Consider the following 21214-nt stretch of genomic DNA (forward strand, 5'->3'; position numbering starts at 1 on the left):
GCGCGGCGGGTTCTAGAAGGTGATCTTCCAGCTGTTGATGTAGCCGGTGTCCTGCGCCGCAGCGTCCTTGACCTGGAGCTTCCACACCCCGTTGGCCACCTCGCTCGACGCGTTGACCGTGTACGTCTGGACGAGGTTGTCGGCGCTGCCGCCACTGCGGTTGTGGAGGTTGTAGACCGTGCCGTCCGGGGCGACCAGGTCGACCACCAGGTCACCGCGGTAGGTGTGGACGATGTTCACGTCGACCTTGGTGGTGGCCGGGGCGTTGCCCGTGACCCCCGAGACCGTGATCGGCGAATTCACCGCGGCTCCGGGGGAGTCCGGGATGTTGACGTCCGCCGTGTTCTCGAAGGACGGGCCGGGCGGGACCGGGGTGGCCGCCCCGAGGTTCCAGACCGCGTAGGCGATGGCGTCCGAATTGCGGTCCAGGGCGGTGTCGTTGATGTTCGCCGACGTGTCGCACGAGGCGTGGTAGCAGGCGTCGAAGGCCTGGCCGGAGGTGCCGCCCCACTTCTGCGCCTGGGCGGCCGTCTTGGTGTAGTCGGCGCCGGAGAAGAGGCCGCCGACCGGGATGCCCGCGCTCTTGAACGGCGCGTGGTCGGAGCGGCCGTCGCCCTCGGTCTCGATCTCGGTCGGGATGCCGAGGCCCGCGTAGTAGTTCTTGAAGGTCTGCTCGATGGTCGGGTCGTCGTCGTAGACGAAGTAGCCCGGGTTCGGCGAGCCGATCATGTCGAAGTTGAGGTAGCCGGAGATCTTCGACTTCTCGGCGGCCGGCAGGTTGTTCACGTAGTACTTCGAGCCGATCATGCCCAGCTCCTCCGCGCCCCACCAGCCGAAGCGCAGGTGCTTCGTCGGCTGGAGCTGGGCGCGGGAGACGGCCAGCGCCGTCTCCAGGATGGCGGCCGAGCCGGACCCGTTGTCGTTGATGCCGGGACCCGCGTTCACCGAGTCCAGGTGCGAGCCGGACATCAGGACCGAGTTGGGGTCGCCGCCCGGCCAGTCGGCGATCAGGTTGTAGCCGGTCGCGCCGCTGGAAGTGAAGGTCTGCAGGGTGGTCGTGAAACCGGCCGCGTCCAGCTTGGCCTTCACATAGTCCACCGAGGCCTTGTAGCCGGCCTTGCCGTGGGCGCGGTTGCCGCCGTTGGCGGTGGCTATGGACTGGAGCTGCGCCAGGTGCGCCTTGACGTTGGCGACGGGTATGTCGGGCGGGGTCGGCGCGGCGGTGGCGGAGGCCGTGGCGGTGGCATGGGCCCCGGTGGTCGCGGCGAGCGCGGCGGGGGCGGTGGCGGCGAACAGACCGGCGACCGCGACCGCGGCGACGACGGAAAGGCGTCGGGGGACTGACAGGCTCATGTGGGGGCTCCGGGATTCCGTACTGGGTATGTGTGCGGAAACGTGCGGGGAACGGCAGGTGAGCATGGTGCGTCGGTGCTGCCTGATGTTCGGTGAGAGCGTGACGGCCCGTCAAGTGCACAATCCGGTCAACCCTGTTCGGAATCTGAACTTTGCGTATGCGTCCGATCATCTTTCGGACGGAATTCGGCAAACTGGCGGCATGCGAGAGGCGGGCGGGACGCACGGGATGGACGGGATGCACGAGATGGACGGGACGGGTGAGCCCGACGAGCCGGACGAGCCGGACGGGGGCGAACCGCCCGGGCCTGTGCGCACGCCCGCGCGGCCCCGGCCACGGCCCCCGCGGCCGGAGCTCCCGGACATGGCGGAGGCCCGGCGCCGGGGCCCCGCCGCCGAGGTGGAGGCGCGCTGGCTGAGCCTGCGCCTGACCTGGGAGGGCTACCTGGCCTTCTACGGGCCGGGGGTCGGCCGCGCCGGCACCGTCGCCCTACTGGAGGCGGCCGCCGCGGATCCGGTGCTGAGCCGGTTCTATCCGCACACCAGCCACTACAACCTGCACTTCAGCAGCACCACCGAGCGCATCTACCGCAAGGTGGCCCCGTTCGTCATGCCGCTGGCCGACGGCGGGTTCCGGGTCCTGGGCGGGAACCCGCCGGTGGACGAGGCGGCGTCCACCGCCGCCGGGGCGCTGGCCCTCGTACGGGCCCACCTGTCCCCCGGCACCCTGCTCGCGGCGACGGGCCTGCCGTGGGACGGGCCGAAGGGCCCGCCGGACCGCCGCTAGGCCGGCGCTGGGCCGTCACTGGACGACCCTCCCCGGGGTTTCAACTCAGCTGGTCGCGCACGAGATCAAGGAATGCCTGTCGGCTCGGACGGATGTGCGCCCAGACCTGCTCATCCTGTGGCTCTCCCGGGTCTTCGGGGCCCTTCCTGATCACTTCCTGTACTGCCCAGGCGAGGCTACGTGCCGCTTGGCTGACCTCAGACGTGCACAGCATGTGGATCGTCTTCTGCGTCACCCACACCTTGTCCAGGACCTGCTTTGCCCGGGCCTGCCACTGCTCGTCAGCCAGGTTGTGGTGATGCCGGTCCACCGCGATTCGTTCAGCTTCCTGCACCGCAGACAGAAATTCGATGAGGTGCGTGAGACGCTCGCTGCGGCGCGCCTCGGCAAGTTCACGAACACTGCGGCGCGCCTCGCCGCGTTCCAGGGCGCGTCCTGCCGAGCGCTGGGCCAGCATCGACATCAACCCGCCGAGCAGGACGCCGATGAGCGGCGCAAGCGTTGTCCACACAATGTCCGACTATGACACACATGGCATGAGCATGGCGCTTCGGAATGACTCGACTAGAAGGTTGCTGAAAATCTCGGGTTCTGGCCCCGGCTCGGTCGAGTCGGGGCCAGTCTTGTAGGCATGCAGGGGGAATGGGCCGGGGAGACGGTCGGGCCGGATGTGTGGGAGACCTGCCGGGAGTTGATCCCGGCGGGGAGTGTGTTCGCATTCTTGGCCGAGCATCGCGAGGCACTGTTCCCGGCGGGGACCTTCGCCGACATGTATCCCTCGTCCAACGGCCGTCCGAGTCTGCCGCCGCAGGTGCTGGCCGCGACGGTGGTGCTGCAGAGTCTGCAGGGGTTGTCGGACTTTGAGGCCGTTCAGGAACTGCGGTGTGACCTGCGGTGGAAGGCCGCCTGCGGGCTTGGCCTGTATGACATGGCCTTCGATCCGTCGCTGCTGACGTACTTTCGGCGCCGTCTGCGTACTTCGGCCGATCCGATGCGGATCTTCACCACGGTCAAAGAGGTCGTGGCCGCGACCGGCGTACTCAAGGGAAAGCAGCGACGGGCGCTGGACTCCACCGTGCTCGATGACGCGGTGGCCACCCAGGACACCGTCACCCAGATCATCTCCGCGATCCGCCGGGTGATCCGCGAGGTCCCCGGCGGCCAGGAGACGGCCGCGGCGTGGTGCTCGGCGCACGACTACACCGATCCGGGCAAGCCGAAGATCGCCTGGAACGATGAGGCGGCCCGCGCCGCGCTGGTCGACGCGCTGGTGACCGACGCCTTCAACCTCCTCGGGCACCTGCCCGAGGAGGAACTGGGCGAGAAGGCAGCGAACGCGGTGGGCCTGCTGGCCCTGGTCGCTGGCCAGGACGTCGAGCCTGCCGAGGATTCCGACGGCCGCGACGGCCGCTGGCGCATCGCGAAGCGCACAGCGCCGGACCGGATCGTATCGACCGTCGATCCCGACGCCCGTCACATCCACAAGAACCGCACCCGCCACCAGGACGGCTTCAAAGGGCATGTGTCCTTCGAGCCGGAGACCGGGCTGTTCACCGCGGTCGCCCTGACCGGCGGCTATGGTCCCGGCAATCACGAGGCCTCCGTCGCCGCCGATCTGCTGGAGGGGGAAAACGACGGGTTAACCGTGCTCGGCGATTGCGCCTACGGCACCGGTGAACTGCGCGAGCAGCTGCAGGCCGCCGGCCACACTCTGGTGATCAAGCCGCCGCCGATGCGGCGGGCCGTCCCCGGCGGCTTCACCATCGACGACTTCCACATCGACCAGGCGGCCGGCACCGCGACCTGCCCCGCGGGACACACCGCCAACCTCGGGCGGGTCAAAGCGGACGGCGCCCGCACCGCCCAGTTCAAGCGCGGCTGCACCGACTGCCCCCTGCGGGAACGCTGCACAGCCTCCAAGACCGGACGCACCGTGAACGTCCATCCCCAGCACGAGCTGCTGGCCGCGGCCCGAGCACAGGCGGCCACCGACCCGGCCTGGCAGAACGAATACCGCCGATGGCGGCCACCGGTCGAACGCGCCATCGCCTGGCTCGTCGGCAAAGGCAACCGACGAGTCCCGCACCGGGGCGTCATCGCCAACAGCATCTGGCTCCACCACCGCGCCGCCGTCCTCAACCTCCGCCGACTGATCAACCTCGGACTCACCCGGACCGGCCACACCTGGCGTCTCGCCCCAGCCACCACATAGCGAAAGGGGCCGCCCGGCCCACGGCCGGACAGCCCCACAACAAGATCTTCAGCAACCTTCTAGGCCGTCGCTTCCGGACGGCCCTCCTCCGCGTCCCTTGGACCACACGGCGAAGCCGGCAAGGAATTCGTGGCCGGTGCCGGAGGGGGTGCTGGGGTATCCGAGTGCGTGCAGGTCGGCGACGACCTCGTCGAGGAACCGGCAGGTCAGCTGGACCCCGGCGTAGCGGACCGGGGCGAAACCCCTCGGGCCGGCGTGGTCGAGCTCCACGATCTCGACCGTGTCGTCCTCCTGGTACGTGACGACGAGAGACGGCGAGGTGTCGTACACGGCACGCTCGCCGCCGGGGCGCCGACCGTGGAGCGCCGGCCCGATGCGGGCCTCGACGGCGTCACGGTGGTCGCCGACCTTGACCTGGTCGACGCCGAGGCCGGGGATGATGTGCATGAGGACATGGTGTCAGGGGGGCGACAGGCTCCGCGGGGGCTACGCGGGCTCGCGGGCCGGGGAAGCGGTCGGGGACGGGGGCGCGGGCTCGTGGGTGGCTGCGGCTGCGGCTGCGGCGGAAGCGGCCTCGAGGCGGGCCGTGTGGGAGCGGCGGGCGGTGCGCAGGGCGTCCCAGGTGAGGATCGACAGGGCGGCCCAGACCAGGGAGAAACCGGCCCAGCGCGCGGGCGGCATGGCCTCGTGGAAGTACAGGACGCCCAGCCCGAACTGGAAGACAGGGGCCATGTACTGGAGCAGCCCCAGGGTGGAGAGCGGGACCCTGATCGCGGCCGCGCCGAAGCAGACCAGCGGTATCGCGGTGACCAGCCCGGCCGAGGCGAGCAGGGCGGCGTGCCCCGGGCCCTGGGCGGTGAAGGTGGATTCGCCCCGCGCGCCGAGCCACAGCAGGTAGCCGAGGGCGGGCAGGAACATGATCACGGTCTCGGCGGTCAGTGACTCCAGGCCGCCCATGTCGAGCTTCTTCTTGATCAGCCCGTACAGGGCGAAGGAGGAGGCCAGGATCAGCGAGATCCAGGGCGGCCGTCCGTACCCGACGGCGAGGACCAGCACGGCGGTGACGGCGATCGAGACCGCCGCCCACTGCGCGCGGCGCAGCCGCTCGCCGAGGACCAGTACGCCCAGGGCGATGGTGACCAGGGGGTTGATGAAGTAGCCCAGGCTCGCCTCGACCACGGCGCCGTTGTTGACCGACCAGATGTAGACGCCCCAGTTCACGGTGACCAGGGCGGCGGCCGCGGTGAGGAGCGCGAGCTTGCGCGGCTGGCGCAGCAGCTCCGCGATCCACCCCCAGCGCCGCAGGACGAGCAGGGCCAGCCCGACCACGGCCAGGGACCACACCATGCGGTGGGCGAGGATCTCGATGGCTCCGGCGGGCTGCAGGAGCGGCCAGAACAGGGGCACGATGCCCCACATTCCGTATGCGCCGAATCCGTAGAGCAAACCCGCGCGCTGGTCGTTCTCTGCCTTCACGGGTCCTCCAGAGCCACTTCAAGCCAACCTGATGAAGGTAGCGCCGCAGCGGCGAGATGTCATCACCGTCTCAGCGAGATGCTCATGACACCCGCCCCTGGAGCCCCGGGCCCCCGGCCGCGCGGGCCCTGTCGTCGCGCGACCCTCACCCGGCCGTCACGCGGCGGCCAGCGCCCCCGCGATCGCCTCGGTCAGCGGGGTCGTCGGCCGGCCGATGAGCCGGGCCAGGTCGCCGCCGGTGGAACCCAGCCGGCCGCGCCGGATGGCCGCGTCCACGTCGACGAACACCGCGGCGAAGCCCTCGGGGAGCCCGGCGCCGATCAGCACCTTCTGGTGCTCCTCGGCCGGCAGCTCGGTGTACGCGATCTCGCGCCCCGCCTGCGCCGACAGCTCGGCGGCGTACTCCGCCAGGGTCCACGCCGCGTCCCCGGAGAGCTCGTAGGCCCGGTTCAGGTGGCCCTCGCCGGTCAGCACCACGGCCGCGGCGGCCGCGTAGTCGGCGCGGGCCGCGGAGGCGACGCGGCCCTCGCCCGCGCTGCCCACCAGGGCGCCCTGCTCCAGGTGGGAGGAGAGGCTGCGGGTGTAGTTCTCGTGGTACCAGCCGTTGCGCAGGAAGGTGTACGGGAGCCCGGAGTCGAGGATCGCCTGCTCGGTGACCCGGTGCTCCGCGGCCAGCTCGAAGTCGGCCTCGGGTCCGCCCAGGATCCCGGTGTAGGCGAGCTGCGCCACCCCGGCCTCGACCGCGGCCTTGATCACGGCGGTGTGCTGCGCCACGCGGCGGCCGATCTCGTTGCCGGAGATCAGCAGGACCCGGTCGCCGGCCCTGAAGGCTCCGGCCAGGCTCGCGGCGTCGTCGTAGTCGGCGATGCGCAGCTCGACACCGAGCCCGGCGAGGTCGGCGGCCTTGGCGGCGTCGCGGACCACGACGGCGACCCGGTCGGCGGGCACGCGGGTCAGCAGGTCGGCGACGACGAGGCGGCCGAGGGCTCCGGTGGCTCCGGTGACGACGATGCTCATGGGGATCTCCTTCGTAGGGGCCTCGGGGTGCGGCCGCTCATATGCACCACCCTACGGTAAGCGCTAACTTTAAGAAAGTCCTGCGTCGAGAGGGGCCCGTCCCGGAAGGGAATGGACCCGCGGACATGACGAAGCCCGGCCCCCCGAGGAGGGGGTCCGGGCTTCGTCGTGTCCGCGCGGGAGCCGCTGTGAAGGCTCAGCCGACGACGGTCCAGGTGTCGTTCCCGCTCAGCAGCGAGCCCAGGTCGCCCTTGCCGCTGCGGTCCACGGCCGTCTCCAGCTGCTCGGCCATGAGCGTGTCGTAGACGGGCCGCTCCACGTTGCGGAACACCCCGATGGGCGTCCGGTGCAGCGTGTCGGGGTCGGCCAGGCGGGACAGCGCGAACGCGTTCGTCGGGGACGCGGAGGAGGAGTCGTGGACCAGGATCCGCGCCTCGTTCTCCGGGGTCACCGTCACGACCTCCAGGTCACCCGTGGCCACGTTGCGCACCACGCCCTTGGCGTTGTCCACGCCGAAGCGGATCGGCTGCCCGTGCTCCAGCCGGATCACGGCCTCCTGGGCCTGGTCGCGGTCCTTGAGGACCTCGAAGGCGCCGTCGTTGAAGATGTTGCAGTTCTGGTAGATCTCCACCAGCGCCGTGCCCTGGTGGTCCGCGGCCGCCCGCAGCACTTCGGTCAGGTGTTTGCGGTCGGAGTCGACCGTACGGGCCACGAAGGAGGCCTCCGCGCCGATCGCCAGCGAGACCGGGTTGAAGGGCGCGTCGAGCGAACCCATCGGCGTGGACTTGGTGATCTTGCCGACCTCGGAGGTGGGGGAGTACTGCCCCTTGGTCAGCCCGTAGATCCGGTTGTTGAACAGCAGGATCTTGAGGTTGACGTTCCGCCGAAGGGCGTGGATCAGGTGGTTTCCGCCGATGGAGAGCGCGTCCCCGTCACCGGTGACCACCCAGACCGACAGGTCGCGGCGCGAGGTGGCCAGACCGGTCGCGATGGCCGGGGCGCGGCCGTGGATCGAGTGCATCCCGTAGGTGTTCATGTAGTACGGGAAGCGCGAGGAGCAGCCGATGCCCGAGACGAAGACGATGTTCTCCTTCGCCAGCCCCAGCTCGGGCATGAAGCCCTGCACCGCGGCGAGCACCGCGTAGTCGCCGCAGCCGGGACACCAACGGACCTCCTGGTCCGACTTGAAGTCCTTCATCGACTGCTTGGCGGCCGCCTTGGGCACCAGCGAGAGCAGGTTCGGGGTGTCGGTCACCTCAGTCATTGATGGCCTCCTTGAGATGCGTGGCGAGCTGCTCGGCCTTGAACGGCATGCCGTTGACCTGGTTGTACGACCTTGCGTCGACCAGGTACTTCGCCCTCAGGAGGGTCGCGAGCTGCCCGAGATTCATCTCCGGCACCACTACCTTGTCGTAACGCTCCAGAACCTCTCCCAGATTCCTCGGGAAGGGGTTGAGGTGGCGCAGATGGGCCTGTGCGATGGGGACGCCGGCCAGCCGCAGCCGGCGTACGGCGGCCGTGATCGGCCCGTACGTCGAGCCCCAGCCGATGACCAGGGTATTCGCCCCGTCCGGGTCGTCGACCTCCAGGTCGGGGACCTCGATGCCGTCGATCTTGGCCTGGCGGGTGCGCACCATGAAGTCGTGGTTGGCCGGGTCGTACGAGATGTTGCCCGTGCCGTCCTGCTTCTCGATGCCGCCGATCCGGTGCTCCAGCCCCGGGGTGCCCGGGACCGCCCAGGGGCGGGCCAGGGTGTGCGGATCGCGCTTGTACGGCCAGAACACCTCGGTGCCGTCCGCGAGCTCGTGGTTCGGGCCGGAGGCGAACTGCACCGTCAGGTCCGGCAGGTCCGCCACGTCCGGGATCCGCCACGGCTCGGAGCCGTTGGCGAGGTACCCGTCGGAGAGCAGGAACACCGGCGTCCGGTAGGTCAGCGCGATCCGGGCCGCGTCGAGCGCGGCGTCGAAGCAGTCCGCCGGGGTGCGCGGGGCCACGATCGGGACCGGGGCCTCGCCGTTGCGCCCGTACATGGCCTGGAGCAGGTCGGCCTGCTCCGTCTTGGTCGGCAGACCAGTGGACGGGCCGCCGCGCTGGATGTCCACGATCAGCAGCGGCAGCTCCAGGGAGACCGCCAGCCCGATCGTCTCGGATTTCAGGGCCACGCCCGGACCGGAGGTGGTGGTCACGGCGAGCGCGCCGCCGAAGGCCGCGCCCAGGGCCGCGCCGATGCCGGCGATCTCGTCCTCGGCCTGGAAGGTGCGCACGCCGAAGTTCTTGTGCTTGCTCAGCTCGTGCAGGATGTCCGAGGCCGGGGTGATCGGGTACGAGCCCAGGTAGAGCGGCAGGTCGGCCTGGCGCCCGGCCGCGATCAGGCCGTAGGACAGGGCCAGGTTCCCGGAGATGTTGCGGTAGGTGCCCGTCGGGAAGGCCCGGGTGGCCGGGGCCACCTCGTAGGAGACGGCGAAGTCCTCGGTGGTCTCGCCGAAGTTCCAGCCGGCCCGGAAAGCGGCCACGTTCGCCTCGGCGATCTGCGGCTTCTTCGCGAACTTCTGCCGCAGGAAGCTCTCGGTGCCCTCGGTGGGCCGGTGGTACATCCAGGACAGCAGGCCCAGCGCGAACATGTTCTTGCTGCGCTCGGCCTCCTTGCGGGGGAGCCCGAAATCCTTCAGCGCCTCGATGGTCAGCGTGGTCAGCGGCACCGGGTGGATGTTGTAGGCGTCCAGGGACCCGTCTTCCAGCGGGGAGGTCTCGTAGCCGACCTTGGCCATCGGGCGCTTGGTGAACTCATCGGTGTTGATGATGAGCTCCGCGCCGCGCGGCACGTCCCCGATGTTCGCCTTCAGAGCCGCCGGATTCATCGCCACCAGGACGTTCGGGGCGTCGCCCGGCGTCAGGATGTCGTGATCGGCGAAGTGCAGCTGGAAGCTCGACACACCCGGGAGGGTGCCGGCGGGCGCCCGGATCTCGGCGGGGAAGTTCGGCAGCGTCGAGAGGTCGTTCCCGAAGGACGCCGTCTCCGAGGTGAAGCGGTCACCGGTGAGCTGCATGCCGTCACCCGAGTCACCCGCGAAGCGGATGATCACCCGATCGAGACGGCGTACTTCCTTGCCGCCGCCGGGGCTGCTCTTGGCGGCCGCGGGGCTCTCGGTGGCCCCGGGGCCGCCACTGCTCGGATCGCCACTGCTCGGATCGCCACTGCTCGGATCGCCGCTGTTCGGGCCCGGGGGCGTCCGCTGCTCGCCGACGACCGCGTTTTCGGCCCCGTCGGAATGCTCGGCTGGGCTACTGACCTGGCTGGTCACTGAACTGGACCTCCTTCGAGGCGTGAGCACTGCCCAAGGGCAACCCTACGTCGGTAGGGATTGCTTCCCAGGGGCGCTCATTATCTGGACCGCCCTCTCGGCGGTCGGTCCGAATCCGGCCTTAGCTGACAGGGTGTCAGTTGATCAAGACCTTAGATAGGTGAGGACGGCCAGCACACGCCGGTGATCCCCGTCACTCGGTGACAGGCCGAGCTTCATGAAGATGTTGCTGACGTGCTTCTCCACCGCGCCGTCGCTCACCACGAGCTGCTTGGCCACCGCGGAATTCGTCCGCCCCTCGGCCATCAGCCCCAGCACCTCGCGCTCCCGCGGGGTCAGCCCCGCCAGCACGTCCTGCTTGCGGCTGCGGCCGAGCAGCTGCGCCACGACCTCCGGGTCCAGGGCGGTACCGCCCCGGGCCACGCGCACCACGGCGTCCAGGAATTCCCGAACGTCCGCCACCCGGTCCTTGAGCAGATACCCCACCCCGGTGCTGGAACCGGCCAGCAGTTCGGTGGCGTACTGCTCCTCCACGTACTGCGACAGCACGAGCACACCTATGCCGGGGTGGTCGCGCCGCAGCCGCACCGCGGCCCGTACGCCCTCGTCGGTGTGGGTCGGCGGCATCCGTACGTCCGCCACCACCACGTCCGGCAGCGCGTTCTCGGCCGCCAGCTCCGCCACCGTCTTGATCAGGGCTTCCGCGTCCCCGACGCCCGCGACGACGTCATGCCCCCGGTCGGTCAGCAACCGCGTCAGGCCCTCACGCAGCAGCACTGAATCCTCGGCGATGACCACCCGCACCCTGTTTTCCACGACTTCGAAGCTCCCGCGTCCACTCGTGCCCTTTTTCCCCTGACACAGCCAAGCATCCCAGTCTCGTGCCGCGATCAAGCCTGAGTGCGATCAACGCGTGGGCGTGGGAACGGTGTTTTCGGAGGTGGAAGGGGGCGCTCCGGGGAGCGGGCCCGAAAGTCAGGCCCTTGGCCCCCGTCGGAGGGGGCCGAATGGGGGTGCGGGGCCGGTGGCCCGGGCGTGTTCCGGGACCCACGAGGAGATCCCGGCCTCCTCGGGAGGAGGCCGGGATCTCGAAGCATCTGTGGCTCAGGTCCTCAGGAGCGCCAGGGCAGCTCGGCCGTCACGGTGGTGCCCGTTCCCTCGGGGGAGTCCACGACCAGCACCCCGTCCACGGCGTCGAGCCGCTCGCCCAGCCCCGCCAGCCCCGACCCGGCCAGGGCGTCCGCCCCGCCCCGGCCGTCGTCGGAGACCTGGATCAGCAGCCGGTCGCCCGACTTCCACACGTCGACACTGGCCGTACGGGCCTGCGCGTGCTTGCTGACGTTCTGCAGCAGCTCCGAGACGGTGAAGTACGCGATCCCCTCGATCGCCGCCGCGGGACGCGAGGGCAGCTCCACGGCCACCCGCACCGGCACGGCGCACCGCGAGGCCACCGAAGACAGCGCCGCGTCCAGCCCCCGGTCGGTCAGCACGGCCGGGTGGATCCCGCGGGCCAGGTCCCGAAGCTCCTGCAGGGCGACCTTCACCTCGCCGTGGGCCTCGTCCACCATCAGGGCGGCGGCCCGCGGGTCCTCGGTCAGCTTCTCCTTCGCGAGCCCCAGGTCCATGGCCAGCGCCACCAGCCGGGCCTGCGCCCCGTCGTGCAGGTCCCGCTCGATGCGCCGCAGGTCGGCGGCGGCGGTGTCCACGACCACGCCGCGATCGGACTCCAGCTCGGTGACGCGATGATCGAGCCGGGACGGTCCGAGCAGCCCGGCGACGAGCACGCGGTCGACGGTGGTCAGGGCGCGGACCACCCAGGGGGTGGCGAGCGTGAACCCGAGCCCCACGAGGGACGTCGCCGCGATCAGCACGGGCGAGTCCAGGTAGAAGGAGTAGCTGTCCCCGTTCTGGACCAGCTGCAGTCCCGGCTGATCGGTGAAGGCGGGGAACACCCAGAACCACAGCGGATAGAGCAGCATGGCCCACCCGTAGGTCCAGAAAACGAGGGCGACACAGAAGCCGAACACCGCCCACGGGAAGTGGATCACGGAGTACAGCACGTGCCGCCAGGCGCTCCCGCTCTTGAGCAGCGCCCCCATGCCGGCCAGCACCCCGCTCTTCTTCGCCCGGATCGGCGCGGGCTCGGCGATGTCCTGGCGCAGCATCCCGCGGACCCGGGCCCGCTCCAGGCGCCCGAACCCGCGGCACATGGCGAGCACACCGGCCAGGACCGGGACCCCGAGGAAGGTGACGAGCAGTCCGGCGCCGAGGCTGACGCCGGTGATCGCGAGCGAGAAGTACAGGGTGCTGAGCGGCAGCCCGACCAACAGGTACCCGAACTCCCGCCACATCCGCCCCTCGACGGGCGCCCGCAGCACCCGCCCGATCCCACTCCCGCTCCGCGCACTGCCGCCCATGTTCCCGACCCGCCCTTCCATTCCGCGTTGTCCCCCAACCCTCCCGCGCTCCCCCACCCCCGAACCATCCGGCAGGTAGGCCTCCACGTAGGGGGGTTAACCCCCCTACCCGCCCCACAGCCCCCCACCAACCCCACCCGAGCCTGCAGGCGGCATGGTGCGGTGCCCAATCAAGCCCTGCTCGGGCCGGCAGGGGCTCACGGTGCCGCACTCAATCCAGCCCCGCCGGCGTTTGAGGCGCGGCCACGGCGCCGCAGCCGGAAGCGAACCGGCGCCGCAGCCGGAGACGGCCCGGCCGGAGACGGCCCGGCCGCTAGGCGACCCGCTCCCGCCACGGCAGCTCCGCCGAGACCACCGTCCCCGCCCCCTCCGGGGACTCCACCACCAGCACCCCGTCCACCGCGCCCAGCCGCTCCGCCAGCCCCGCCAGTCCCGACCCGGCCAGGGCAGACGCTCCGCCCCGCCCGTCGTCGGACACCCGGATCAGCAGCCGCCGGTCCGACCGCCACACCTCCACCGACGCCACCCGCGCCTGCGGACCCGCGTGCTTGCTGACGTTCTGCAGCAGCTCCGACACCACGAAGTACGCGATCCCCTCGATCGCCTCCGCCGGCCGCGCCGGCAGGTCCACCGACACCTTCACGGGAACCAGGCACCGCGAGGCCACCGAGGACAGCGCCGCGTCCAGCCCCCGGTCGGTGAGCACCGCCGGGTGGATGCCCCGCGCCAGGTCGCGGAGCTCCTGGAGCGCCAGCTTCACCTCGCCGTGCGCCTCGTCGACCATCGCCGCCGCCCCCTCGGGGTCCTCCAGCAGCTTCTCCTTGGCCAGGCCCAGCCCCATCGCCAGCGCCACCAGCCGCGCCTGCGCCCCGTCGTGGAGGTCCCGCTCGATGCGCCGCAGGTCGGCGGCCGCGGTGTCCACCACGACCCCCCGGTCGGACTCCAGCTCCGCGATCCGCCGCTCCAGTTCGTCGGACGGCGACAGCAGGCCCCGTACCATCGCCCGGTCCACGTTCGCGAGGCCCCGCGTCACCCACGGCAGCACCGGCCACAGCACGAACAGCCCGGTCAGCGCCACGCTGAAGGTGAGCACCGCCCACGGCAGCCGCACCAGCTCGAACAGCACGGTCCGCCACGCCACCGCGTCCTTCAGGCTCGCCCACAGCCAGGGGAAGAAGCCGCCGGAGCGGCTCGGTCCGGGCATCGGCGTCGGCTCGTCGACCCGTACGCCCAGGAGCGCGCGGGCCCGTATCCGTTCCACCCGTCCCAGCTGGCGAGACACGAACAGACCACATGCGAAGAGGGGAAGCCCGATCGCGGTCACGGACAGGCCGCCCGCCACCGACACCATGACGACCGTGTAAACAAACCCGATGAGGGCCATGGGGAAATTGGTCAGCAAGTAGGCGATTTCCTTCCACGTCACGGCATCGAAGGCCGCGCGCACGGGAGGGAGCCGGTCGCCGTCGGGGGTGTGATCGTTGGCGGTCATGTGCCACAGACTGCCAAGTGGGAGCGCCCGTTGCCATGGGGCAGCCGGGCCAAGGTAAACGGGGGATAACCCCACCCTGTGGGGCCCAGGCCCTAGACTCCCGTCCGTACCAGATCAACCTGATCGTCGACAGTGGCCGAGGAACGAGGAACGGACGTGCCCGAACCAACGGTATCGACCGTATCCGTGCTCGCTGCGGACTACTTCCGGACGTATTCGGTCGTCGGCCTCCTGGCCGCGCTCGGCGTGCTGTTCGTGGCGGTGGCCTTCGGCGCCGGCCGCCTCCTGCGCCCCGTCGTCCCGACCCGCGAGAAGCTGCTGACGTACGAATGCGGCGTGGACCCGGTGGGCGAGGGCTGGGCGCACACCCAGGTCCGCTACTACGTCTACGCGTTCCTCTATGTCATCTTCGCCGTCGACTCGATCTTCCTCTTCCCGTGGGCGACGGTCTTCGCCGCCGCCGGTTACGGCGCCACGACGCTGGTGGAGATGTTCGTCTTCCTCGGCTTCCTGGCCGTCGGCCTGCTCTACGCGTACAAGAAGGGCGTCCTCGAATGGCTGTGACACCGGCCGCGACACCGGCCGCGACACCGGCTGGGACACCGGCTGGGACACCGGAACAGCAGCAGCCGCAGATGCTCCCGATGCCGACGGCCCTCCCGGAGACGAAGAAGCTGGGAGTCCTCTCCCGCCTCGCGCCCGAGCCCATGAAGGTGGTCCTCAACTGGGGCCGCCGCTACAGCCTGTGGGTCTTCAACTTCGGCCTCGCCTGCTGCGCGATCGAGTTCATCGCCGCGTCGATGGCCCGTCACGACTTCATCCGGCTCGGCGTCATCCCCTTCGCGCCCGGCCCGCGCCAGGCGGACCTCATGATCGTCTCGGGCACGGTGACGGACAAGATGGCCCCGGCCGTCAAGCGGCTCTACGAGCAGATGCCCGAGCCGAAGTACGTCATCTCCTTCGGCGCCTGCTCCAACTGCGGCGGACCGTACTGGGACTCGTACTCGGTGACCAAGGGCGTCGACCAGATCATCCCCGTCGACGTCTACGTCCCCGGCTGCCCGCCCCGCCCCGAGGCGCTGCTCCAGGGCATCCTCAAGCTCCAGGAGAAGATCGCCCGCGAATCGCTGGCGGAGCGCTACGCGACCACCGCCGCGCCGACGCCCGCACAGCTCACCAGCGGCCTGGTCACCCCGCCGCCCACCCCGGGGGCGGGCGCGTGAACCTCTACGACTCCCTCCCGGACGCGGCGGGAACGATCTTCGGCGCCGAAGCCGTCGGCTCGTACGCCCACTCCCTCCTCACGGTCGACGTCCCCACCGCGAGCTGGATCCCCGCGCTGGAGATCGCCCGCGACAAGCTGGGCTGCACGTACTTCGACTGGCTGAGCGCGGTCGACGAGCCGGGCACGGGCTTCCGGGTCTGCGCCCACGTGGTCTCCCTGGAGAACCACCGCGTACGCCGCCTCCTGCTGCGGACCACCGTCCCCCACTCCGCGCCCTCCCTGCCCTCGGCCGTCGCGATCTACGCGGGCACGGAATGGCACGAGCGCGAGACCTTCGAGATGTTCGGCATCGTCTTCACCGACCACCCGAACCTGGTCCCGCTCCTGCTCCCCGAGAACTTCGAAGGCCACCCCCTGCGCAAGGACTTCGTCCTCGCGGCGCGCGTGGCCAAGGCCTGGCCGGGTGCCAAGGAGCCGGGCGAGGCCCATGACCCCGATGCTCCCAAGCGCCGCCAGATGCTCCCGCCGGGCGTACCGGACCCCAACGACTGGGGCCCGATGAAGGGCCAGCTTCCGCCGGCCCCCGCCCGCCCCGCCCGCACTCCGCGCGCGGCCGGTGCCGCCGCAGCCGGTGCCGCCGGCGACCGCCCGGTCCGCGCCCCGCGCGAGGGCGCCCCGGTGCGCCGCACCCGCTCGGTCGGCGAAGGCTCGGCGAGCCAGGCGGCTCCCGCCGCCACTCCGACGGACCCGACCACGGCCCCGGCCACCGGCCCGGCCGACGCGGCGCGCCCGGTTCGGCGCAGCCGCTCGGCCTCCGAGGGCTCGGCCAGCCAGGCAACTCCGGCTCCTACGGACGCTGCCGCTCCGACCTCGGCCCCGACCCCGGCCGATGTCGAGGCCCCCGCTCCGGCGCCCGCCGCCGCGCGCCCGCCCCGGCGTACCCGCTCCGCCTCCGACGGCTCGGCGAGCCAGGCGGCCGACGCCGCCGACGCGGCCGGTTCCGCACCGGAGCCGCCCGTGCGGCCCGGTCCTCGGAGCACGGACGCGCCCTGGCACGACCCGAAGCCCGCCTTCGACACCCCGCCGACCGCCCAGGCGACCCCGGCCGCTCCCGCCGCTCCGGCCGAACCGGCTGCTTCGGCTGAACCGGCCGACACTGGCGCTCCGGCTGGCCCCGCCGCTCCGGCTGCTCCGGCCGAGCCCGCCGACCCGGCCGCTCCGGCAGTTCCCGCCACCCCGACCGAAACCGCCGATCCCATCGGCCCGGCCGATCCCATCGGCCCGGCCGAGACCGACGGCGACCCGACCACAGACCCCACCGGAGGCACCGCGTGAACGACGTCCTCGACGTCGGCCTTCGGCTGCTCATCGTCTTCGCCGTGTTCCTCGTGCTCCCGCTCGTCGTCGGGCAGACCGAGCACAAGGTGATGGCCCACATGCAGGGCCGCCTCGGCCCCATGTACGCCGGTGGGTTCCACGGCTGGGCCCAGCTCGTCGCCGACGGGGTGAAGTTCGTACAGAAGGAAGACATCGTCCCGGCCAACGCCGACCGCCGCGTCTTCCAGCTCGCCCCCGCCGTCGCCCTGCTCCCGTACCTCCTGGTCCTCCTCGCCATCCCGATCGGCCCCGGCGAGGGCGCCGTCGGCCAGGTCATCGACGCCGGGCTCTTCTTCGCGCTCGCCGTCATGGGCGTCGGAGTGCTCGGCTCGCTCATGGCCGGGTGGGCCTCCGCGAACAAGTTCTCCCTCCTCGGAGGCCTTCGCACCGCCGCGCAGCTGCTCGCCTACGAGCTCCCCATGCTGCTCGCCGCCGCCTCGGTCGCCATGGCCGCCGGTACGGTCTCCCTGCCCGGGATCATCGAGGCCTTCGAGTGGTGGTGGCTGCCCTGGCAGGTCGTCGGCGGGCTCGTCTTCTTCACCGCCGGCCTCGCCGAACTCCAGCGGCCGCCCTTCGACATGCCCGTCGCCGACTCCGAGATCATCTTCGGCGCGTACACCGAGTACACGGGCCTGCGCTTCGCGCTGTTCCTGCTCGCCGAGTACGCCGGCATCGTGGTCCTCGCCGCCCTGACCACCGTCCTCTTCCTCGGCGGCTGGCACGGCCCCTTCGGCGGCGACGGCTCCGGCTGGGTCTGGACCCTGCTCAAGATCGCCGCGCTCTCCTTCGTGGTGATCTGGCTCCGCGTGAGCTACCCCCGGCTCCGCGAGGACCAGCTCCAGAAGCTCGCCTGGACCGTACTCATCCCGCTCGCGCTCGCCCAGATCGCGCTCACCGGCATCGTGAAGGTGGCGATCCAGTAAATGCCCCCCATCCCCGGATCAGGCCTCGCCAAGGGCCTGGCCGTCACGCTGCGCACGATGACGAAGCGTTCGCACACCGCCCAGTACCCCGAGGTCCAGCCCGAACTCCCGCCGCGCTCGCGCGGGGTCATCGGCCTGTTCGAGGAGAACTGCACGGTCTGCATGCTCTGCGCGCGCGAGTGCCCCGACTGGTGCATCTACATCGACTCCCACAAGGAGACGGTCCCGGCCGCCGCCCCCGGCGGGCGTGAGCGCAGCCGCAACGTCCTCGACCGCTTCGCCATCGACTTCTCCCTCTGCATGTACTGCGGCATCTGCATCGAGGTGTGCCCCTTCGACGCGCTCTTCTGGTCGCCGGAGTTCGAGTACGCGGAGACGGACATCCACGAGCTGACCCACGAGCGCGACAAGCTGCGCGAGTGGATGTGGACCGTGCCGGCCCCGCCCGCCCTGGACCCGGCCGCCGAGGAGCCCAAGGAGATCGCCGCCGCCCGCAAGGCCGTGGAGAAGGCCGAGGTCGCCGCGGCAGCGGCCGCCGCCGCTGCCGCCCCGGCCCCCGCCCCCGAGGACCCGGCGGGAGGCACCGCCCGATGATCACCGCCCACCTCTCGGCCGCCGCGCAGGGCGCCGGCACCGGCAGCGGATTCCTCTCCCCGACCGGCGTCGAGATCGCCTTCGTCCTCGTCGGCCTCGCCACCCTCGGCGCGGCCCTCGTCACGGTCACCACCAAGCAGCTCGTGCACGCCGCCCTGTGGCTGGTCGTCGCGCTCGGCGGGGTCGCCGTCGAGTACCTGCTGCTGACCGCGGAGTTCATCGCCTGGGTCCAGGTGCTGATCTACCTCGGTTCCGTGGTCGTCCTCCTCCTCTTCGGGCTGATGCTCACCAAGGCGCCCATCGGCCGCTCGCCGGACGCCGACTCCGGCAACCGCCCGGTCGCGCTCGGCGTCGCCGCCACCGCGGCCGTCGCACTCGTCTGGGTGGTCGTCGACGCCTTCCGCACCACCTGGATCGACCTCGACGGCCCCGCCCAGGGCTCCACCAAGGTGACCGGCGAGATCCTCTTCCGGCACTGGGTACTGCCCTTCGAGGCGCTCTCGGTCCTCCTCCTCGCAGCCCTGATCGGCGCCATCGTGCTCTCCCGCAAGACCGACGCGGCCGACGAGGCCCACGCCGCCGGCGCCGCCGGTGCCATCGGCGAAGTGCCGGGCGCCACCGGCACGACGGACAAGAAGGGGAAGCGCTGATGCACCTCGCCTACCCCGCCGTACTGGCGGCCCTCCTCTTCGCCACGGGCCTGTACGGAGTGCTCGCCCGCCGCAACGCCATCCTGGTCCTGATGTCCGTCGAGCTGATGCTCAACGCCGTCAACCTCAACCTGGTGGCCTTCGACGTCTGGCTGCGCGACACCCTGCACGCGGGCCAGGCCCTCACCCTCTTCACCATCGCCATCGCCGCCGCCGAGATCGGCATCGGCCTCGCGATCGTGCTGATGGTGTACCGCAACCGGGGCACCGCGGACGTCGACAGGCTGCGCGACACCGCCGAGGGCCACGAGCCGGACAGCACCGACAGCCGTGCGACGGGAGCCGCCGCGTGAACACGCCGACCCTTGCCGTACTCGTCCCCCTGCTGCCCTTCCTGGGCGCGCTCGCGGGACTGCTGCTCGGCCGCACCGCCCCCGGCTTCGTCAGGCCGCTCGCCGTCCTGCCGACGCTGGGCGCCGCCGTCCTGGCCGTCCTCGTGGCCTTCCGCCAGGGTGGCGGCAGGGCGATCGACACGGCGACCGAGCTGACCCCGACGGGCTCGGTCCCGATCGAGCTCTCGCTCCACCTCGACGGCTTCGCCGTGCTGGTGGCCGTCCTGGTCGGGGCCGTCGCCACCTGCGTACAGATCTACTCGATGGCGTACCTGCGCGAGGACCCGCGCTACCCGTCCTACGCCGCTCTGGTCTCACTGTTCACCTCCGCCATGCTGCTCGTCGTCTACTCCGGCGACCTGATGGTGCTGCTGGTCGGCTGGGAGATCATGGGCATCTGCTCGTACTTCCTGGTCGGGCACTACTGGGAGACCGAGGCGGCCCGCTCCGCCTCCCTGAAGGCCTTCCTCGTCACCAAGCTCGGCGACGTCCCCTTCCTCATCGGCCTGTTCGCGCTCGCCGCCGACGCCGGGTCCTTCCGGATCACGAAGATCCTGGGCGCCGTCGCCGCGGGCGGGCTCGACCACCCGACGCTGATCGCGCTGCTCCTGCTGGCCGGAGTCGCGGGCAAGTCCGCGCAGTTCCCGCTGCACACCTGGCTCCCGGACGCCATGGCGGGCCCCACCCCGGTCTCCGCACTGATCCACGCCGCGACGATGGTCGCGGCCGGCATCTACTTCATCGCCCGTCTCCTCCCCGTCTTCGCGGCCTCCCGGGCCGCGCTGGTGGTCATGGCCGTCATGGCGGCCGTGACGATGGTCGGCTCGGCCCTCGCCGCCCTGGCGCAGGACGACATCAAGCGGGTCCTCGCCTACTCCACGATCGGCCAGCTCGGCTACATGACCGGGGCCCTGGCCGTCGGCGACCGCTCGGCCGCCGTCTTCCACCTCCTGTCCCACGGCGCCTTCAAGGCGCTCCTGTTCCTCGGGGCCGGCGTGATCATCCACGCCGCCGGTACGAACTCCCTCGCCGCCATGTCCCGTATGGACGGCCTGGCCAAGCGCATCCCCGACGCCTTCTGGACGATGACGATCGCGCTGCTCGCGCTCGCCGCCATCCCGCCCTTCGCCGGCTTCTTCTCCAAGGAAGCCGTCCTCGTCGCCGCCGAGCACACCGCCGGCGGCCACTCGGAGCTCGCACCGAGCGCGGCCGGCTGGGTGGTCCTCGTCTCCGGCGTGCTGACCGCCCTGCTCACCGCCGCCTACGCCACCCGGCTGTGGCTGATGGCCTTCCGCGGCCGGGGCGCGGCCGCCCCCGACCACGGCAAGGAGCCCGTCGCCATGACCGGCGTGCTGTGGCTGCTGGCGATCCCGTCCGTCGGCTTCGGCCTGCTGGCCGGCCCGCTCGCCGACTTCTTCGAAGGCCGTGAGCTCACCCCGTCGCTGACGACCTCGGTCCTCGGCACCGGCGCGGCCGCCGTGGGCGTGGTCCTCACCTACGCCCTGTGGCAGCGGGCCGAGGCCAGGGCTGCCCTGTCCGCAGCATCGGCGGGTGCCCCGGCCGGAGCCTCCGGTGCCGCCGTCGCCGCCGGAGTGCCCGCGTCCGTCGCCGCCGCCGAATCGGCCGCCGAGAGCCCCGAGGTCGACCAGGTCACCCACGACCACCCGGTCGTCGCGACCGTCCCCGCCGCCGACCCCGGCCGCGCGCTGCTCGGTCCGCTGCACCGGCACGCCGCCGCCGGCTTCCACCTCGACGCCGTCTACGACCGGCTGTTCGTGCGCCCCGTCCGGGCCGCCGCGAGCCTCGTACGCTTCCTCGACCGCGAGGTGGTGGACAGTTACGTCCGCGGCGCGGGCATCGGCCCCCGGCTGCTCGGCGGCCTCGTACGCCGGGCCCAGACCGGCAACGTGCAGAGCTACCTGAGCGCCCTGCTCGCCGGTGCCGTGGTCCTGGCGATCGCCACCGCCGTCCTCGCCAACGTCAACGCCGGATCGTGA

The 21214-nt window shown here is 71.4% G+C and carries 20 protein-coding genes; 10 read left to right on the plus strand and 10 right to left on the minus strand.

All coding sequences use genetic code 11. From position 1 onward, the window contains the following. Positions 1 to 12: 12 nt before the first annotated feature. Positions 13 to 1353, minus strand: coding sequence for a M28 family metallopeptidase (locus tag AC3IYJ_RS23185; protein ID WP_489396693.1), 1341 nt, complete (start codon positions 1351 to 1353; stop codon positions 13 to 15). A gap of 202 nt (positions 1354 to 1555) precedes the next feature. Between AC3IYJ_RS23185 and AC3IYJ_RS23190 the strand changes: the two genes are divergently transcribed. Continuing rightward, on the plus strand, positions 1556 to 2140 hold the full coding sequence (locus AC3IYJ_RS23190) for a DUF6193 family natural product biosynthesis protein (protein ID WP_489396694.1): 585 nt from the start codon (positions 1556 to 1558) through the stop codon (positions 2138 to 2140). A 40-nt stretch (positions 2141 to 2180) separates the two neighbouring features. Here the strand turns inward: AC3IYJ_RS23190 and AC3IYJ_RS23195 are convergent, their stop codons facing one another. After that, positions 2181 to 2651 carry a hypothetical protein gene (locus tag AC3IYJ_RS23195; protein WP_489396695.1) on the minus strand — a complete coding sequence of 157 codons (471 nt, stop codon included), beginning with the start codon at positions 2649 to 2651 and terminating at the stop codon, positions 2181 to 2183. Between the two features lie 120 nt (positions 2652 to 2771). Here AC3IYJ_RS23195 and AC3IYJ_RS23200 point away from each other — a divergent pair, with 120 nt between their 5' ends. Then, positions 2772 to 4352 carry an IS1182 family transposase gene (locus tag AC3IYJ_RS23200; RefSeq protein ID WP_489396696.1) on the plus strand — a complete coding sequence of 527 codons (1581 nt, stop codon included), beginning with the start codon at positions 2772 to 2774 and terminating at the stop codon, positions 4350 to 4352. Between the two features lie 48 nt (positions 4353 to 4400). Here the strand turns inward: AC3IYJ_RS23200 and AC3IYJ_RS23205 are convergent, their stop codons facing one another. From AC3IYJ_RS23205 to AC3IYJ_RS23240, 8 genes are all read right to left on the minus strand, one after another. Beyond that, complete coding sequence (locus AC3IYJ_RS23205) at positions 4401 to 4799, minus strand: hypothetical protein (protein ID WP_489396697.1); 399 nt, start codon at positions 4797 to 4799, stop codon at positions 4401 to 4403. 39 nt (positions 4800 to 4838) lie between these two features. Next, positions 4839 to 5828 carry an EamA family transporter RarD gene (gene rarD, locus AC3IYJ_RS23210; RefSeq protein WP_489396698.1) on the minus strand — a complete coding sequence of 330 codons (990 nt, stop codon included), beginning with the start codon at positions 5826 to 5828 and terminating at the stop codon, positions 4839 to 4841. A gap of 156 nt (positions 5829 to 5984) precedes the next feature. Next, complete coding sequence (locus tag AC3IYJ_RS23215; RefSeq protein ID WP_489396699.1) at positions 5985 to 6845, minus strand: SDR family oxidoreductase; 861 nt, start codon at positions 6843 to 6845, stop codon at positions 5985 to 5987. A gap of 196 nt (positions 6846 to 7041) precedes the next feature. Beyond that, positions 7042 to 8109, minus strand: coding sequence for a 2-oxoacid:ferredoxin oxidoreductase subunit beta (locus tag AC3IYJ_RS23220; RefSeq protein ID WP_489396700.1), 1068 nt, complete (start codon positions 8107 to 8109; stop codon positions 7042 to 7044). Next, complete coding sequence (locus tag AC3IYJ_RS23225; RefSeq protein WP_489396701.1) at positions 8102 to 10147, minus strand: 2-oxoacid:acceptor oxidoreductase subunit alpha; 2046 nt, start codon at positions 10145 to 10147, stop codon at positions 8102 to 8104. The genes AC3IYJ_RS23220 and AC3IYJ_RS23225 overlap by 8 nt, the downstream gene beginning before the upstream one ends. Positions 10148 to 10291: 144 nt before the next feature. Continuing rightward, positions 10292 to 10951, minus strand: coding sequence for a response regulator transcription factor (locus AC3IYJ_RS23230; protein WP_308313410.1), 660 nt, complete (start codon positions 10949 to 10951; stop codon positions 10292 to 10294). A 308-nt stretch (positions 10952 to 11259) separates the two neighbouring features. Beyond that, positions 11260 to 12564, minus strand: a complete 1305-nt coding sequence (locus tag AC3IYJ_RS23235; RefSeq protein ID WP_489402897.1) for a sensor histidine kinase — start codon at positions 12562 to 12564, stop codon at positions 11260 to 11262. A 313-nt stretch (positions 12565 to 12877) separates the two neighbouring features. Beyond that, positions 12878 to 14056, minus strand: a complete 1179-nt coding sequence (locus AC3IYJ_RS23240) for a sensor histidine kinase (protein ID WP_489396702.1) — start codon at positions 14054 to 14056, stop codon at positions 12878 to 12880. A gap of 156 nt (positions 14057 to 14212) precedes the next feature. Between AC3IYJ_RS23240 and AC3IYJ_RS23245 the strand changes: the two genes are divergently transcribed. The 8 genes from AC3IYJ_RS23245 to AC3IYJ_RS23280 all read left to right on the plus strand — a co-directional run bounded on the left by AC3IYJ_RS23245 (position 14213) and on the right by AC3IYJ_RS23280 (position 21214). Further along, positions 14213 to 14620: an NADH-quinone oxidoreductase subunit A gene (locus AC3IYJ_RS23245; RefSeq protein WP_489396703.1), complete on the plus strand. Its 408-nt coding sequence runs from the start codon at positions 14213 to 14215 to the stop codon at positions 14618 to 14620. A gap of 71 nt (positions 14621 to 14691) precedes the next feature. After that, on the plus strand, positions 14692 to 15279 hold the full coding sequence (locus tag AC3IYJ_RS23250) for an NADH-quinone oxidoreductase subunit B (RefSeq protein ID WP_489396704.1): 588 nt from the start codon (positions 14692 to 14694) through the stop codon (positions 15277 to 15279). After that, positions 15276 to 16616 carry an NADH-quinone oxidoreductase subunit C gene (locus tag AC3IYJ_RS23255; protein WP_489396705.1) on the plus strand — a complete coding sequence of 447 codons (1341 nt, stop codon included), beginning with the start codon at positions 15276 to 15278 and terminating at the stop codon, positions 16614 to 16616. The genes AC3IYJ_RS23250 and AC3IYJ_RS23255 overlap by 4 nt, the downstream gene beginning before the upstream one ends. Continuing rightward, positions 16613 to 17581 carry a complex I subunit 1/NuoH family protein gene (locus AC3IYJ_RS23260; protein ID WP_489396706.1) on the plus strand — a complete coding sequence of 323 codons (969 nt, stop codon included), beginning with the start codon at positions 16613 to 16615 and terminating at the stop codon, positions 17579 to 17581. Before AC3IYJ_RS23255 ends, AC3IYJ_RS23260 begins: the two co-directional genes overlap by 4 nt. Next, complete coding sequence (locus AC3IYJ_RS23265) at positions 17582 to 18175, plus strand: NuoI/complex I 23 kDa subunit family protein (protein WP_489396707.1); 594 nt, start codon at positions 17582 to 17584, stop codon at positions 18173 to 18175. Then, the gene (locus tag AC3IYJ_RS23270) at positions 18172 to 18825 is read left to right on the plus strand and encodes an NADH-quinone oxidoreductase subunit J family protein (RefSeq protein WP_489396708.1); all 654 of its coding nucleotides are present in this window, start codon (positions 18172 to 18174) and stop codon (positions 18823 to 18825) included. The genes AC3IYJ_RS23265 and AC3IYJ_RS23270 overlap by 4 nt, the downstream gene beginning before the upstream one ends. Beyond that, positions 18825 to 19178, plus strand: coding sequence for an NADH-quinone oxidoreductase subunit NuoK (gene nuoK / locus AC3IYJ_RS23275; RefSeq protein WP_489396709.1), 354 nt, complete (start codon positions 18825 to 18827; stop codon positions 19176 to 19178). The genes AC3IYJ_RS23270 and nuoK overlap by 1 nt, the downstream gene beginning before the upstream one ends. Further along, positions 19175 to 21214 (plus strand): NADH-quinone oxidoreductase subunit 5 family protein, encoded by a 2040-nt coding sequence (locus AC3IYJ_RS23280; RefSeq protein WP_489396710.1) that lies wholly within the window; start codon positions 19175 to 19177, stop codon positions 21212 to 21214. Before nuoK ends, AC3IYJ_RS23280 begins: the two co-directional genes overlap by 4 nt.

Source organism: Streptomyces sp. GL_140, from assembly GCF_057834465.1.

Coding starts and splice junctions, on each gene's coding strand:
- AC3IYJ_RS23205 (WP_489396697.1), bottom strand. CDS start 4,799: ATGCACATCATCCCCGGCCTCGGCGTCGACCAGGTCAAGGTCGGCGAC.
- AC3IYJ_RS23220 (WP_489396700.1), bottom strand. CDS start 8,109: ATGACTGAGGTGACCGACACCCCGAACCTGCTCTCGCTGGTGCCCAAG.
- AC3IYJ_RS23240 (WP_489396702.1), bottom strand. CDS start 14,056: ATGACCGCCAACGATCACACCCCCGACGGCGACCGGCTCCCTCCCGTG.
- AC3IYJ_RS23265 (WP_489396707.1), top strand. CDS start 17,582: ATGCCCCCCATCCCCGGATCAGGCCTCGCCAAGGGCCTGGCCGTCACG.
- AC3IYJ_RS23190 (WP_489396694.1), top strand. CDS start 1,556: ATGCGAGAGGCGGGCGGGACGCACGGGATGGACGGGATGCACGAGATG.
- AC3IYJ_RS23200 (WP_489396696.1), top strand. CDS start 2,772: ATGCAGGGGGAATGGGCCGGGGAGACGGTCGGGCCGGATGTGTGGGAG.
- AC3IYJ_RS23270 (WP_489396708.1), top strand. CDS start 18,172: ATGATCACCGCCCACCTCTCGGCCGCCGCGCAGGGCGCCGGCACCGGC.
- AC3IYJ_RS23250 (WP_489396704.1), top strand. CDS start 14,692: ATGCTCCCGATGCCGACGGCCCTCCCGGAGACGAAGAAGCTGGGAGTC.
- AC3IYJ_RS23185 (WP_489396693.1), bottom strand. CDS start 1,353: ATGAGCCTGTCAGTCCCCCGACGCCTTTCCGTCGTCGCCGCGGTCGCG.
- AC3IYJ_RS23235 (WP_489402897.1), bottom strand. CDS start 12,564: ATGGGCGGCAGTGCGCGGAGCGGGAGTGGGATCGGGCGGGTGCTGCGG.
- AC3IYJ_RS23215 (WP_489396699.1), bottom strand. CDS start 6,845: ATGAGCATCGTCGTCACCGGAGCCACCGGAGCCCTCGGCCGCCTCGTC.
- nuoK (WP_489396709.1), top strand. CDS start 18,825: ATGCACCTCGCCTACCCCGCCGTACTGGCGGCCCTCCTCTTCGCCACG.